This window comes from Paenibacillus sp. sgz302191, assembly GCF_057749925.1.
Genome location: NZ_JBYLHY010000020.1, coordinates 19,231 through 34,575, shown reverse-complemented (window position 1 = coordinate 34,575; position 15,345 = coordinate 19,231). Strand labels below are relative to the sequence as shown.

Here is a 15,345-nt window from a genome sequence, read left to right as displayed (position 1 = left end):
TTGAGATGGCAGATTTTTCGCCAATGCCTTCCAAGAAGGCTTCTTCTCTAAAGTCAAAAAGGTTTAAGTAAATCAGGGATTAATGGTATGTCGATGACTTTATTTGTTTTAGTTGCCCAAGTCCTTAACCAGGAAGCTAGTGTGTATTCAGCATCAACGTTTGTATCTAAAGATTCTTTTATAATTCAAGTCCGCCCCATTAAACGTCTCCATTAGCGGATCACGAATCTTAAGAAACTCGTTAGTTACGCAACACTATACCTTGCCTTTTTCGGTACCTTGCAAACAAAACAGCCCTCAGCGTGTTATCGGCCGCAATGCTGGCCCAGACGGCAGGTAATCCCCATCCCATGTTCCAAGCAAAAACATATACACCGAGCGTTCGGATCCCCCAAATGCCGATTGTTGTCACAATCATCGGATATTTGCTGTTCCCGCCTGCTTGGATTGCAGAGGTATCCACGAGCGTGGAGGCCAGAAACGGCTGTGAGACGGTGTCGATGGCCAGCACGATGAGCAACAATTGAATAACCTGTTGGTTATCCGTAAACAGCAGCCCGATCCAAGGCGCGAGGATGCAAATGAGCGCGGTGATGACGGTCATCGAGGCAGCCGACAGAATATAGCTCCATCGTCGATACGACTGCACGGCAGCCAGGTCCTTGCTGCCGATGGCCTGCCCGATAGTAACGCTTGCGGCCGTGGCAAACCCCGCCCCGACGGTCGAGGCAAATACTGTGAGCGTTCCAGCGATCGTATGTGCCGCATAGACGTTAATTCCCATTCGCACGATAAGACCAAAGTAGATGACCTGCCCAAGCCGCATGGAAAGCCGCTCAGCTGCAGCGGGTACGGCAAATTTAATCATTTCGGTCAAAAGCGGCAGCCGCCATGTAAAATCCTCTTTTTGCAGGCGGATCGCTTCCACACCTCTGGACTTCCACCACAATCGAAGCAGCGCGTACAGCCGTGATATGACCATGGCCCACGCCGCTCCACCCAAGCCGAATCCTTGGACTGATCCGATGCCAAAGATTAGAACATAATCTAGTACGACGTGAAACACGTTCATTTCAAGAGCCACTTTGAGAGGTGTTTTGGTATCCCCCGTAGCACGAAACGCCGCTGCTTGAGCGGTAAACAATGCGATGAGCGGGAAGATGCCGAGCACAACTTGAAAGTAAGGCAAAGCGGCTTCTTCAAGCTCTCCGTACGCCCCCATGATGTGAAGCAAGGGCGATGCAAGAAAGACGGAAACGGCCGAGAGGATGAACCCTAGCGCCAAGGCGACCACATAGCCGTGCCAAACGGCAGAACGTCCTCGTTTGAAATCCCTGGCCCCTACGGCCCGCGAGAGAAACACGGACAAAGCAGTGGAAACCGCAGTGAAAACACCGATGTATGTAAGACTGTAAATATTTGCCACGCCGACCGCGTTCACGGCGACAAGTCCGATACTAGCGATAAACCAGGCGTCAACAACGCCGAGCAGGCTCTGTAAGTAGGCTTCGCAGATTGCAGGAATGGCGATAGATGCGACGCGATTTGCGGGGGCAGGTAACATATATGATGCACTCTCCTCATTAACTACTTCCTATCTTACGCCTTGTTCATTACTTTGAAAATAAGTAACGCTAATGCGACATTACTGCCATTTAGCTCAAAAAGGCTTCCAATCCAGCCGCGGCATCGTTCGTGCCGATTTGTCCTTCTTAGCGTTGAATTGAGTGGATTCCTATTGCCGTCTCCGCGGGTCTTTTACAGTCATCATCCAGTATGACTTCATGTAACGTCAGTCGGTCTCCATGGGCGATTTAGGAAACATTGCGTCACCACACAAACTATCGAATTGAAATCCTGCCTTTTTCGATGTCTGCCCGAATGGTATAAAGTTCCTCTCACTGAAGTTTTGACAATAACTTTGTCCAATAAAACAAGAAAGCCGCGATTTACGCGGCAATTGTTCTTGACATCCGACATGAGTCGTCTATTTTTAAGTTGATGCATATAATTAACCACACACTTTGGGAATCGCGCACGTCGCGAATTTAAGGCAGTAACGGTTTAAATTCTTCCGTTATGGTTTGATGCCCTTCGTTAGCCTCATAACCCTCTTCACGTTGAAGCTCGAACTTCTCCATAATCGGCAGGTCGCTTGCAGAGAACAGGTATGCCTCTTCAGCCGCAACATGCTCATGCCATGCCCAGTTCGGCACTACAAAGAAATCGCCTTGTGACCAATCATATCGAACTCCATTTATAATGGAATACCCGCTTCCTTTAAACACCTGATAAATGGTCGAGCTGGTATGGCGGTGCGCCTTCGAATGGAATCCTGCCGGAAGCTTCTACATCCAAGCGGCAATATTCGGTACGCTATGGAACACCTTATATTTCACGGCATCTCCATGCTTTTGGACATAGTCTATCGCCTTCTTGACCAATTCTATGCTTTGCTCGCCGCCCTGCAGGAACTCCAACATATTTGCCGGAACGAAGGCTTCAGCGACTTGTACCGAGCGAATGACCCCCTCTGCCTCCAGCATCGAGCGATATGCATAGTTCAGGTCTATTACTTGCTCCCCGCTAATCATGCCGATCCGAGTGTTACCTTCGTAACTAAAGCTTGCCTATTGTTTGGTGCAGTCTAAACTCTCTTAAATGTTGCCGCCGCTTCCTCACTATCTTTGTAGCCGATACGAACCGCCTTAGCGCGAATATTCATCGTGCCTTCCGTGAGGATTAACGGTTTGGTATACAGCTTCCAAGACGGATTGTCTCCGTCTTCTATTGTGTAAGCAATGGATGCTCCTTGCGTAGCCGAATGCAGCAGGAACGCAGTCGTTTCCCCATACTCGCCGCGGGTCACGGCTTCCCTTCCGGGCAGCATGCTGTTTAGGGGGATGAAAATCAGTGCGGCGGTTTGCGGCTGTACCCCGCCGGGCCACATTTGCGCTACCATCTGCTCCTCCGGCACGTCACCCCACACATCGTATTTGCTGCGCCAATCATCGACGACCGAACGAAACCTCCCCAGCTCCTTACTATAGGCCGGATCGGCCGCCAGATTCCTGATTTCGTAAGGATCCTCCAAGCAGTCATATAGCTCCTCAGCGGGACGCTTGTGCTGCATCAATAACCGCTGGTCTCCTTCCAACTGGCCGGAAAGCTCCAGTCTCCACAGCTCCTGAAACGCCGGATGCTGATGGCTGAACTGAACCCATTGCAGATAAGGCTTTTCCGGATAATAATTCCGGATATATTTATACCGCTTATCCCGTGCAGCGCGGATCATGTCATAAGACTCATCGTACCGGTCACGAGTCGCGAACACATAGTCCCTCGGCTTTGCCTTGCTCCCCAGAAAAGGCTGACCTTGCATATGGTTAGGCACGGTTACCCCGGCTAACGACAGCACGGTAGGACCGAGATCAATCAAGCTGACGAGGGTATCGTTCACTTGTCCCGGCTCCATCATGCCTGGCCAGCGGACGATCAGAGGTACCCGGATTCCTGCGTCGTATGGCCAACGTTTGGCACGGGGCAGGCCTTCGCCATGGTCGCTCCATAGAAACACAATCGTGTTCTCCGCGAGACCGTCTTCCTCCAATTGCTGCAATTGGGAACCGACGAACTCGTCCGCTTCGGCAAGCAGATCGTAATACCTGGCGATAGATTCACGGGTTTTAGGAGTATCCGGCAAGTATGGCGGTACCTTCACCTGATTCGGATCGGTAACTAGCGGCCGATCCATATTATGATCAGGATAATAATTTCCGCGGATCATATTTCCCCACATGCTGCTCTCATGCGTCAGAATGTGGTTAAATACCGCAAAGAACGGTTGATCCGAGTCCCGTTTGCGCCAATGCGCGTCCCGGCTATCTTCATCCCACGCGGTCAATGGCGAAGCGAACTGATAGTCCGTTTTCCAGTTGTTCGTACAATAGTAGCCCTCTGCCCGCAAATATTCTGTAAACGTCTTAACATAAGCCGGAGGAACTGCAAAATAAGGCGTCGGAAGCTCCGGCATAAACCTGTTAACATGCTCCGTACGCATGTGGTGAGCACCTATTGCAGTTGGATACATGCTCGTAATGATTGCAGAACGGCTCGGGGAGCAGACGCCTGCCGTTGCAAACGCGTTAGGGTACATCGTACCCGCAGCCGCTAGCTCATCGATATGAGGAGTCCGCGCCAGCGCATCACCGTAACAGCCGAACCTCGGACTCGTATCCTCTAATGAAATCCACAGGATATTCGGTCTCGTAGTCTTGGCACTCATTTCTCTCATCCCCTTCTTATTTGCCCGCCATTTTTGAGCTTATCTTCGCCTGAAAGCCTGCTAGGATGCTGCTTCGTTCCTGTGGAAACTCTGCAGGGTGTCTCCGCTTGAGCTTATCTGCAAGGTGCGCTCTTCCCGTTTCCTGCAACCGCTCCATGTAATTTCTTAGATAGCCCTTGGCATGGAACGGTCCGCCTTCCTTCATCACGGTCCATAAAGGATCGACATCATCGCTGTTGCGCCGCATCATATCGTCATGCCACTGGTTTAAATAATAAACAGCTTCGTAACAGAGCTCTCGATGCTCAGCTGCAACGTTAAACTGCTCCTTCGGGTCCTCGGCCAAATTGTACAGCATATCTTCATCAAACAAATGGAGACCGTCATGATAGGTACGAATATAAATCCAGTCCCTGAAGCGAACCGCACGCTGGGCTACATGAGCGCATTGGGAGACAACCAAGTAGTCACGCCCGCACTCAGCACCTTCCTTGAGTGCCGGAGCGAAGCTCTGTCCGTGCCAATCCGGGATTGGCTGGCTGCCCAGCATCTCCGCCAAGGTCGGCAGCAAATCGAGGTGATAATGCAGTCCGTCATCCACGATTCCCTGCTTCATTTCCGGCCAGCGGATAATCATTGGAATGCGGCATGTCCCTTGATCTGCGGTGGCATGCTCTCCATAGATACCGAGCTGCCCCATGTTCTCGCCATGGTCGGCAGAGATAATAATGATCAACTCTTCCATGACGCCTTGCTCTTCCAGAGCTTTGAATAATGTGCCTAGATGGTCATCCATATAACGGATCCCACAATCGTAGCCGTCTATCATCTTCCGCATATCATCCATGTTCAGAATCTCACCCGGGTGACGCGGGAATTGAGGGCTCGTTTCGTTGGTATATTTCTTATTTCGGAAATCAATGTTCAGCTCATGCACACAGTGGGAGCCGACCATTTCCTTATGCCGCTCCAAAACCTCTTCGGTAATCCACTCTGGCAGAGGCTCATGTTCGAACGGATTGCCGAACTCTCGAGGTGCACGGTATGGCGTATGCGGATCCCAGTAGTTAATGTACAGGAACCAGTTATCTTTACTCCCATTGCGCTGAATCCAATCCAACGCCACCGGCGTCACATGCTCGGCCGATTCGTTGCCATATCTTCCTGTGTTCAAGATTTCATTAAAACCGGCATAAAACTGAAAGGTCGAGTGTCTTTGAGCAAATGGACTAATCAAAGCCGTATTCATATCGGCCGCCAGTCCAAGATACGAAGGAAGCGAGCCTCCCCGCGTCAGCTTCCCCATCAACTCCCGCTCCGTTCCCTCAAGCTTCATATCGCCTGCAGTTCCGCCATGTCCGACAAGGCCGTTGACGATCCCAAATTTGCCGCTCATCAGCGCTGTGCGAGACGGAGCACAAGGGGCGTCCGATGTATAGTAGTTAGTAAAGCGAACACCTTCCGTAGCAATGCGGTCGATATTCGGCGAAGTATTCCGTTGATACCCATAACATCCTAGGTGATCCGGACTTGTCGAATCCAAATCCAAAAACAAAATTCTCATATTGATCAGCTCCATTCCTTTAAGCTAGCGTGTGGCACACTTTTATCATAAACACTCGCCCACGATAAGTCGTTATCCGATTCTCTGAATAGTGATACTCTCAAGCTACAAAAAAATCCCTGAGAGGCCTCATACTTTCGTAAGTGACTCCTCAGGGATCGTACCAACCGTTATTCCTTATATGAAGCGTTCAGTTCTTCAATGATTTTGTTGCCACCGCCTGCCAGCCAGTCAGCCGATGCTTTCTCGATAGCGGATACCGGCTCGCGGCCCATGATGATTTTGGAGACTGTCTCCCACCATTTCAGGTTCAAGTTCGCCCCGGACTTCGTCAACGTCTCGGATTCGAGTCCAGCGGCTTTATTTTTCCAAGTATACTTTTCATTCTGGGTAAACATGTCTTTTATCACCTGGTGATAGGTAGGATCCTCCCATTTGTACATCTGAATACTCGGATCGAATGGACGGAACACCCAGTTGTTAAACAGATTTTGACGGTCTTTGTCCGCTGCTTCCAATTTCTCGAATTTGCCTTCGGCTACCTTCTTGTAATGTACGCCTTCAATCCCGTTTTTGATAAAATCAGAGCCTTCCGGAGACAGGAAGTAGTCGAGGATTTTCAGGATCCGCTGCTGCTTCTTAGGATCAATCTTGGCGTTGATGACGTTCTTATCCAGCATATTAATGTTAGAGGTTCCTGTTTTGCCTGTAGGTCCTTTAGGCGGATCCAACGGTTTAATAACCGCGTCCGGGACAAGCTTGGTGATGGCAGCCTGGTGATTCTTCCAATCGTTCGGATTCAGATAGGCAAACCCGACCTTGTTCGATTCGAACTTCTCTACAGTGGATCTGATTTTATTGACGGCAAAGTCCTTATCGAGAACACCTTCATTATAGGCTTTATTTAGGAAGGTCAAGAGATTTTTCCACTCAGCCACCTGCGTTTGATAAGGAACCAGCTTTCCGTTAACATCTGCCCATTGGTTATAAAGCCCAAAACTGGCCATAATGAATTCGATATCGCGGATCGAATTGCTCGTTGTGTCATAATACAGTGAGAATCCGGTCGTATCCTGCTTTCCGTTGCCGTCTGGGTCTTTCAATGCGAACGCTTTCGCTACTTCATAAAATTCGTCGATGGTCTTCGGAGCGGACATGCCCAACTTCCTCAGCCAGTCTTCACGTACGCTTAATGTATCTCTATTTTCCGTAATATAAAAAGGAAGACCGAGGAGTTTGCCTTTGGGATTAAGAACGTACAAAGGCTCCTTAGGAATCTTGGCCAAGTTCGGATATTGGTTCATCGCAGGCTGAAGATCTTGAAATAGTCCCTGTTTCTTCCACTTGTTGAACTCCGGATTAAGCACCAGGAAAATATCCGGGAAATCGTTGGAAGCGGCAAGCACGTTCAGCTTTTCTTTATAGTTTGCTGCCGGCACCCACTGCATCTTTATATCGACGTTGAACTTTTTGTTTAACGCTTGAATCATAGGGTTATCATCCGGCCAGCCGCCGCCTTGGAACGAACGCGCCATCCAAGTGATCGTCATTTTTTCGCTTAAATCGTCTGCAACCGCCTTATTATCTCCAGTCTGCTGGGATGCTTTGCCTGTGGCATTAGGCTTGGAGCAGGCTACAACACTGCCGAAGGATAACGTAAGTGCGCAAAAAACCAATAAAATCTTTTTCATTGTATTCCCCTCTCTCTTCATCTAAATCCGTCTTGAGTTACATCCTTATCATAGGGGACTAGCATAAAATATGCGTTACACAATTATCTGATTTATTATCTTAAATCCGGCGAACTCATTTTACTATTTGAAAAGTTTTCCTTACTCCACAACCGGAAGGGCAGTAGCCTCGACCGGCACCGGCCATCTTTCAAGCTCCGGAACATCGGTAGCCTTGCCCCATTTGGCCAACAGCTGATGATGCTCCGCTTTCTCCAGATGCTTCTCGATAATCGCGGCCGTATTCCAGGTCTGTTTCAAAATGACCTCAAAATGTCCGACAACGTCGCTTCTTTCTTGAGCCAGATTGTGAAGTTCCTGCGGATCCTTACTCAAGTCGAACAGCTGGTTGTACTGCTCATGGAAGGCGTAGGCGACATACTTCCAGTTGCCCTGCCTTAGCATGCGCCCTGGAACCGGACCGCTGTCCAGCGTTGCTATACACTCGCTAATGATGTACCGCTCCGGATCCTCAGCGCCGTTCTCCAGCAAGGATTTCAGGCTGATGCCGTCCTGTCTTGGCGGAGTCTCAGCTCCGGCATAGTCACACAGCGTCGGCCCTAAATCCATAATGCTTACCGGCTGCTCAACTCGACGACCGGCTGATACTCCGGTTCCTTCCACGATCATGGGGATTTTTGCCGAGCCTTCATAGAAGGTGTTCTTCCCGATCAACCCATGCTCACCGGCCTGCTCGCCGTGGTCGGACATATAGATGAACACTCCTTGCCGACCGCTGCGTTCCAAATAACGGTTCCATGCACCACGCACTTCTCCGACCTGGCTATCTATCGTTTCGATCATCCCCATGTAGGCGGCACGCAGCTTGATAACATTGTCCTCCGTCAGCTTGTTCCCGGTTCGCATCTTCTGCAGGACAGGATGACCCTCATCGAGCCGGAACGACTCCGGAATGTCTACCCTTTCCTTGTAATACGTATACCGCTCAGGAGGAGCTACGAATGTATGATGCGGACCATACGTACCGACAAAGATGCACTGCGGGTTCTCATGGTCTTGATTCAAATAGTCCAAGGCGGCCTTGATCACAGCCTTGTCGTACTCAAGCACAGGAGACGTTCCGCCTCCGATAATTTTCAAGCTTTGATTGGCCATTGTGCCGACATAGGGTCCCAGATCCGAACGGGCCGCACCGTATCGCCCCCAAAATAACGGAGTCATCTCACCCATAATGCGTTTGGTGAACCCATGCCGCTGGTCCTCGCCCATAAAATGCATCCGTCCGCACAGCACAGTCTCGTAACCTTCCGCAGCGATGCCATGAAGAAAAGTTGCCTGATCGCTGCCGATCGCACCGTTATTTGTATAGACGCCAGTTTTCTCCGGCAGCTGTCCGGTCAGCATCGATACTCTAGAAGGAACGCATAGCGGTGACGACGTGTAAGCCGCACACATGACGGTCCCTTCCTGAGCCAGTAGGTCCAGATGAGGCGTGCAAACCGTCGCATGCCCTGCATAGCCTGAGTAACGCGCATGATGCTGATCGCTCAAGAACACCAATAGATCCGGTTTCCTCATACGTAATTCCTCCAATCATCTCACTATTTCATGCTTGATAGCCGTTTTCCATATTTAGCTGTTCTGTCATCCTCCATGACACCGCTCCAATTGAGTCCGTACGCGAAGTCGTAAGCATGGCCGGCAGAATCGACATATACTCTCATATCATGAGGAACGTCCTCATGCTGCTCCTCGACGGTTCGCATATCGGCCGGCATTTGGAAAGGCAGCAAGCCGCTCGGTTCCGCAGCTCCGGTAATCACATCCATAATGGACTTCTCCACAGCTCCGAAGTTGGCCAAGATCGCACTGGCTGCACCCTCGAATTCCGCGACGACCATTGGATTATTCAAGGTCAGAGACACAATGACCGGCTTGTCCTTCATCCGCTGCTTCGTCTCCAGCACCATGTCAAGGTCCCCTGCATTGGTCACGGTGACCATCTTCCCGTTATAAGCCCGGTTCAGCACATTTCGCGGATCTCCTGCGATGCTGACATCCCGACCATGCTCTGCGGTATAAGGTCCATATTGCAGGCTGATCGGGACATACCCCGAACCGCCGGCAGCCACGTCCGCCTTGCTGTAGCCCATCGTAGAGTGCGGGCTTTCGATGAAGACGAGGGCGAAGTCCGCTTCATCAGGCTCCTCCGTCACTTCGAAGTAGCGTCTGATCTCATCAAGGTTGACGGGATAGCCATCGCTTGCCGGAACCAGCCGTCCAATCCAGTTGCTGCGGACCGGGAGCTTCCTCTTCGGAATATATACCTTCTTATTTGATTTCATAGGGAGGACCTGGTTCTCGTTCTTCAGCAGGACGAACGCTTTCAGCTGAGCCTCGTAGCCGGCTTGTGTGAACGCCTCGCAGCCTACCGTCTCCACGGTTTTCTCGACATCGACGTATGGATTTTCGAACAGACCCAGTCTGAATATGTTTTTCAACAGCCTAACGGCCGATTGCTCGAACCGCTTCCGCATATAAGCTTCACCATGCTCCCGAACGCCGATCTGGTACGCCTCAATGATCGGGCCTGCTTCGTTGTTACCGCCGAACTGGTCCACTCCTGCCATGAGCAGCTTATAGTGGCGCTCCGCTACGGTGTACCCCTCTTCAACTCCCCAGCATCTTCCACCGGGATTCAGCCTCGTCATATCCTCCGGCTCGTCGGCAGTGATGCTCCAGTCCGTGCATACGACACCGTCGTAGCCGACCTGCTCGCGGAGCAAATCATTAATGAGGTAGGAACTGTAGGAGTTGCCGACGTTTTCCCCGTTCTTTTTGTCCTGCTCCCAGGAGATCGTATAGTAAGGCATAACCGCGGACGCCTGCCCCGTCTTGCCGTTCAGGCAAAACGCTCCTTCGGTAAAAGGAATCAGGTGCTGCTCGAAGTTATTGCCCGGGTATACGGCATATTTGCCGTAGCCGAAGTGCGCGTCACGCCCCGCTTCACCAGAGCCGCCGCCGGGCCAGTGCTTCACCATCGCATTTACACTGTTATAGCCCCAGCCGTCCACGATTTCCGCTTCGCCCTCCGACGTTTGGAAGCCGTCTATATAAGCGCGGGCCATATCGGCAGTCAAATGCGGATCCTCGCCGAACGTCATGCCGAACCGGAACCAGCGCGGATCAGTGCCGATATCGACCTGCGGAGACAGAGCAGTCGACAAGCCGAGGGCCCGATATTCCTTGGCCGCAATCTCCCCGAACTTGCGGGCGAGCTCGGGGTCGAACGTTGCCGCAAGGCCCATCGATTCCGGCCAGATCGATATTTGGCTGCCTCCGCCGACCTTGAATTCGGTGGAAGCATCCAGGCCGTGACGCGGATCAGAGCTGTTATTAGCCGGAATGCCAAGAGGCTCGCTTTCGGCAACCTGCTGCAGCAGGTTATTCCATCTCGCAGCGTACTCCGGACTCTCCACGCTCGTCACAAGCACGTGGCGGATATGGTCTTTGGCCAGAAACTGCCGCTGCTGATCCGTTAAAGCGTATGGCTCCAAGGCGCTCTCCTCATAGGACTTGCCGCCGTAAGTCGCCGGATTGAAGCCCTTACTCCCAGGAATCGCTTGATGTTTGCTGTACAGCATCAAACCGGCGATTTGGTCGACGGACATTTTAGACGCAAGATCCTTCGCCCTCTCCTCTGGTGATAAGCGCCAATCCTCATAAGGATCCAGCTTGCCGTCTTTGTTCAAATCCTTGAATGACAGGCCGTCCTGACGGATTATATTTACTCCCGTTCCCTCGGTATAACCGAGTGTAGGGCCTTTTTCATTTTGCACATACCGTATAACTTGATCGTTCTGACGCTGCTCCACTGGATTTCCCTCGCTTCTAATAAATTAGCCTTTCACCGAACCCATCAGCATTCCCTTGTTAAAATATTTCTGCATGAAAGGATACACGACCAACAGCGGAAACGCTGTTATTAGGACAGCAGCCATTTTAACGGCAGGCGTGTAAGAGAAGCCGCCCGAACCTTCTGCCATACTGGAATCGGACTCGATCAGCATTTGGCGCAAAAACACTTGAAGCGGCATATCATGCGAGTTATTCAAGAACAGGATCGCGTAGAAATAGGTGTTCCAGTTGTGTACTGCGTAAAACAAAGTGAAGGTAACAACCGCCGGCATGGATAGCGGCATGACGATTTGCCAGAACAAACGCATCTCGGAGCAGCCATCGATTTTTGCTGATTCTTCCAATTCGGAAGGGATGTTCTGAAAGAAGCTCCGCATAACAATCAGGTTAAATGGGGCTATCGCGCCGGTCAGGTAAAGTGCCCAGTAGCTGTTAAGCAGGCCCAGTTCCTTGACCACAAGATAGGTAGGAATCATCCCCCCGGCAAAAATCATCGTGAACAGAACCATAAAGTTCATCGTCCGACGACCTTTCAGCCAGTTCTTCGATAAGCCGTATGCCATAAGGCTCGTCAGCAAAATGTTGATGGCCGTACCCGTCACTGTAATCGTCACGGCATTTTGGAACGATCTCATAAAGTTATCGTTGCTGAGCAGGTAGCCATAAGCTTGGATGGTCAACTCATGAGGAATGATAAAGAAGCTGCGGGACACAAATTCCTGTTCAGTCGCTAACGAGCTGGCCACAACATAAAGAAAAGGGGCCAAAATAGCCAGAAGGGTAAGGACCAGCAACCCATAAATCGTTCCGGTGAAGAGCGGATCTTTTCCACGCGAGTCAAATGCATTCATGTTAGTAAACCCCCTCTTCGCCTGCTTTTTTGGAAAACTTGTTTGCCAGCATAATCAAGACAAGGCCGACCAGCGATTTGAACAGTCCTACGGCCGTCGTAAAGCTGAATTCACCTTGCAGAACACCGGACCGGTACACATACGTATCAAATACATCGGAAACCGATAAGTTCAGCGAATTTTGCATCAAATAAATGTGCTCGAAGCCTATATCCATGACATGTCCCAATCGCAGAATAAATAATATAATAATCGTTCCTTTAAGCGCCGGAAGCGTAATATACCACATCTGCTTCCAACGATTCGCGCCATCGACGACAGCCGCTTCATACAAGGTAGGATCTACAGCTGCCAGCGCCGCAAGGAAAATAACCGCATTCCAGCCCGCTTCTTTCCAGATGCTCTGGAACACATACACCCATCGGAAATAATTAGGGTCTGTCATCAGCTCAATTCGCTCGAAGCCCGCACTGGCAAGCCCTTTGTTAATCGCGCCTTCCTGTGTAGCAAACAGGATGACGGTAATGCCCACTACTACGACCCACGATATAAAGTGCGGCATATAAATGGCTGTTTGAACAAATTTCTTAAACCAACGTACACGAACCTCGTTAAGAACAACAGCGATCACAACCGGGGCAGGGAAAAATAAGAACAAGTTAAGCGCGCTCAAGACTAACGTGTTTCTTAACAGGATTAAGAAATCCGCTTCTCCGAACAAACGCTCGAAATGCGCCAAACCTACCCATTCGCTGCCGCCGAAACCTGCAAACGGACTGTACTCCTGAAAAGCAATAATGATCCCGCCCATCGGCAAGTAGCGGAAGATTAAGAAATACAACAAACCGGGTAAAATCATCAGATATAACGGAAGACCCCTCTTCCATTCCCTTAACGCCGACTTTCTGCGCGATTGCGGTTTCGCCTGCGCCAATTTAATAGCGGATTGACTCTGCACGTGCGTTCCCTCCTGAGTAAAACTTTGATGTGGATCGAGTTATAGCTACATCATAGCCGCTCAACGGGCATAAGTCGTTATACGATTATCTGATTTCCAAACCAACACAAACATGCATAACAAAAACAGACCGCCACCGGTTATAATCCGGTCGAACGGCCTTGTCCAATGCTGGCATTCTCCTATACTTCTTTATATTTCAGCGGGATGCGAACGGAAATGACGGTGCCTCTATTAGGAAAAGAAGAAAGAGCAAGCCCATAACCCTCTCCATACTTCAAAAACAATCGTGTGTGCACATTCCTAATACCTAAAGATTCCGTTTGGATGAACTCCTGATCGTTAACGTGCCGGGAGATGTCATTAAGTCCTTGCCTAAGCTCATCCAACTTCGATTCCGGAATACCCGGTCCGTTGTCCGCAATTTCAATTACCAGGTCGTCCTTGTCGTCATACGTACTGACCAATATAGCAGCATTACCCGCCCTTGGCTCGACCACGTATTTCACCGCATTTTCCACCAAAGGCTGAGCAGTCAGCTTCACGAGCAAACAGCCGTAAAATTTCGGGTTAACCGTAATCCGGCTCTGAAAATTCTTCGGAAATCGGATGTGCGTTATCTCAAGATATTTCTCCAGAATCGTGAGCTCTTCCCGTAAAGTGACCTCATGGTCTGAAAATTTCGCGGTATATCGGTATACGTCTGCCAAATTAGTAGCCATACTTACGACAAGCTCGTCATTGTTAATATAGCCGATACTTTTAATCACATCCAAAGAATTATAGAGCAGATGAGGATTAATTTGATTTTGAAGCGCCTGGATATAAGCTTCCTTCTGCCTCAGCCGCATGTGTACCTCTTGGAGCTTCAGCTCCGATATGGTATGGATCTGCTCGTCCAGCCGCTCGACCATTTTGTTAAAGCTGTGGTTCAATATCTGAAACTCGTTCTTTCCGTTCCGGAATTCCGCTCTGGTATTATAATCGCCCTGGAACACCGGGTTCATATTCTGCCTCAAGTGAAGCACGGGCTTCACAAACAAATTGGACACAAGCGGAACAAGAAATATAACCAGTATCGCAATAAGCCCAAACGCAACAATAGTAGTGTTCCGTGCCGAGTAAAGCCCGCTCGCCATTTCGTCAAATGGAACGACAGCCACGACCCTCCAGCCGAGCACCTTGGAGCTGCTTGTTGAGATCAGCATACTTTTTCCGTCAACCGTTTGGATACTGACCCCGCCTTCGGCCGGTATCTCGATTTGATTGCCCATTGGCGTTTCGGCAAGCTTGTGTCCGCGCCACTCTTTAACGCGGTGGTAAACAATCGTATCGTCCGGGGAGAGCAACATAAACTGCCCTGATTGCCCGAGCTTCGACCTTTCGAACGTTTCCTCTATTTCGGACAGCGACAAATCCATCACGATATAACCGACCTGATCTAACGTAGTGCTGCTGTAAACCGGATTTAAGATAGAGATTACGGAAAGGCCGTTATGTTGCGGATATTTAATCGTATGAGTCGGGATAAGGACACGCTGCCCCGAAATCGGGACGTCATACCACGGCTCTGAGAGGAAGCTTTCAACCTCTGAACTGTAGTTCCGCATGGCAAGAACACGCTTGTCCGTAGACATGAGGAATATTCCGGCTATCTCGTTATAATTCAACGCGACGTTACGTCTCAGCATCGCTTCAATGTCTTCTGCATCATATACCGAGATGCTTCCGCCGTCCTCAAACCAACGTTGGAGAAGCTCTTCTTTAACGACTGTTTTCGTGGTCTTAGACAACTGCTCGAAATAAAATTCAATATGGTAATGCAATCGTTTGGTCGCTTCATCCGTCACAGTGTGAAAGTCTTTCTTTACCGTGTTGCTATAGTTCAAATGCGAGAAAAAGCCCACCAGAATCATAGATAGAAAGCTGATTCCAAGAAACAGGAAAACCATGCTCACCTTAATGGGGAATCGATCCCAAAATTGTCTCATTCCGAACCATGCCTTTACGTTTGTATGAATTCGAGGCTAAACATCCCTTAGATGTTCTTTATCGATTTAGTATATCTTTTTTTCCTA

The 15,345-nt window shown here is 50.0% G+C and carries 10 protein-coding genes and 1 pseudogene; all 11 read right to left on the bottom strand.

Translation table 11 applies throughout. The annotated features are described in order from the left end of the window. Positions 1-241: 241 nt before the first annotated feature. The 11 genes and pseudogenes from AC3G2T_RS24835 to AC3G2T_RS24785 all read right to left on the bottom strand — a co-directional run bounded on the left by AC3G2T_RS24835 (position 242) and on the right by AC3G2T_RS24785 (position 15,258). Positions 242-1,564, bottom strand: a complete 1,323-nt coding sequence (locus AC3G2T_RS24835) for an MATE family efflux transporter (protein ID WP_474679262.1) — start codon at positions 1,562-1,564, stop codon at positions 242-244. Positions 1,565-2,048: 484 nt separating this feature from the next. After that, positions 2,049-2,372 (bottom strand): annotated as a pseudogene (locus AC3G2T_RS24830) (cupin domain-containing protein); the annotation flags it as partial. Continuing rightward, positions 2,349-2,594, bottom strand: a complete 246-nt coding sequence (locus AC3G2T_RS24825) for a hypothetical protein (protein ID WP_474679862.1) — start codon at positions 2,592-2,594, stop codon at positions 2,349-2,351. The gene AC3G2T_RS24825 and the pseudogene AC3G2T_RS24830, both read right to left, overlap by 24 nt. A gap of 53 nt (positions 2,595-2,647) precedes the next feature. Continuing rightward, positions 2,648-4,285, bottom strand: a complete 1,638-nt coding sequence (locus AC3G2T_RS24820) for a sulfatase family protein (RefSeq protein WP_488437262.1) — start codon at positions 4,283-4,285, stop codon at positions 2,648-2,650. Between the two features lie 16 nt (positions 4,286-4,301). Next, positions 4,302-5,849: a sulfatase family protein gene (locus tag AC3G2T_RS24815; RefSeq protein WP_488437261.1), complete on the bottom strand. Its 1,548-nt coding sequence runs from the start codon at positions 5,847-5,849 to the stop codon at positions 4,302-4,304. Positions 5,850-6,019: 170 nt separating this feature from the next. Beyond that, on the bottom strand, positions 6,020-7,540 hold the full coding sequence (locus AC3G2T_RS24810; protein ID WP_488437260.1) for an extracellular solute-binding protein: 1,521 nt from the start codon (positions 7,538-7,540) through the stop codon (positions 6,020-6,022). 141 nt (positions 7,541-7,681) lie between these two features. Beyond that, on the bottom strand, positions 7,682-9,118 hold the full coding sequence (locus tag AC3G2T_RS24805; RefSeq protein WP_488437259.1) for a sulfatase family protein: 1,437 nt from the start codon (positions 9,116-9,118) through the stop codon (positions 7,682-7,684). A 23-nt stretch (positions 9,119-9,141) separates the two neighbouring features. Further along, positions 9,142-11,415 (bottom strand): glycoside hydrolase family 3 protein, encoded by a 2,274-nt coding sequence (locus AC3G2T_RS24800; RefSeq protein ID WP_488437258.1) that lies wholly within the window; start codon positions 11,413-11,415, stop codon positions 9,142-9,144. 24 nt (positions 11,416-11,439) lie between these two features. Continuing rightward, positions 11,440-12,309 (bottom strand): carbohydrate ABC transporter permease, encoded by an 870-nt coding sequence (locus AC3G2T_RS24795; RefSeq protein ID WP_474679268.1) that lies wholly within the window; start codon positions 12,307-12,309, stop codon positions 11,440-11,442. A 1-nt stretch (position 12,310) separates the two neighbouring features. After that, complete coding sequence (locus AC3G2T_RS24790) at positions 12,311-13,267, bottom strand: ABC transporter permease (protein ID WP_488437257.1); 957 nt, start codon at positions 13,265-13,267, stop codon at positions 12,311-12,313. A gap of 182 nt (positions 13,268-13,449) precedes the next feature. Next, positions 13,450-15,258, bottom strand: a complete 1,809-nt coding sequence (locus tag AC3G2T_RS24785) for a cache domain-containing sensor histidine kinase (RefSeq protein ID WP_488437256.1) — start codon at positions 15,256-15,258, stop codon at positions 13,450-13,452. Positions 15,259-15,345: the final 87 nt, after the last annotated feature.

Excerpts from the sequence above, each read along its gene's own strand:
- AC3G2T_RS24835 (WP_474679262.1), bottom strand. The coding sequence starts at position 1,564 with ATGTTACCTGCCCCCGCAAATCGCGTCGCATCTATCGCCATTCCTGCA.
- AC3G2T_RS24825 (WP_474679862.1), bottom strand. The coding sequence starts at position 2,594 with ATGATTAGCGGGGAGCAAGTAATAGACCTGAACTATGCATATCGCTCG.
- AC3G2T_RS24820 (WP_488437262.1), bottom strand. The coding sequence starts at position 4,285 with ATGAGTGCCAAGACTACGAGACCGAATATCCTGTGGATTTCATTAGAG.
- AC3G2T_RS24815 (WP_488437261.1), bottom strand. The coding sequence starts at position 5,849 with ATGAGAATTTTGTTTTTGGATTTGGATTCGACAAGTCCGGATCACCTA.
- AC3G2T_RS24810 (WP_488437260.1), bottom strand. The coding sequence starts at position 7,540 with ATGAAAAAGATTTTATTGGTTTTTTGCGCACTTACGTTATCCTTCGGC.
- AC3G2T_RS24805 (WP_488437259.1), bottom strand. The coding sequence starts at position 9,118 with ATGAGGAAACCGGATCTATTGGTGTTCTTGAGCGATCAGCATCATGCG.
- AC3G2T_RS24795 (WP_474679268.1), bottom strand. The coding sequence starts at position 12,309 with ATGAATGCATTTGACTCGCGTGGAAAAGATCCGCTCTTCACCGGAACG.
- AC3G2T_RS24785 (WP_488437256.1), bottom strand. The coding sequence starts at position 15,258 with ATGAGACAATTTTGGGATCGATTCCCCATTAAGGTGAGCATGGTTTTC.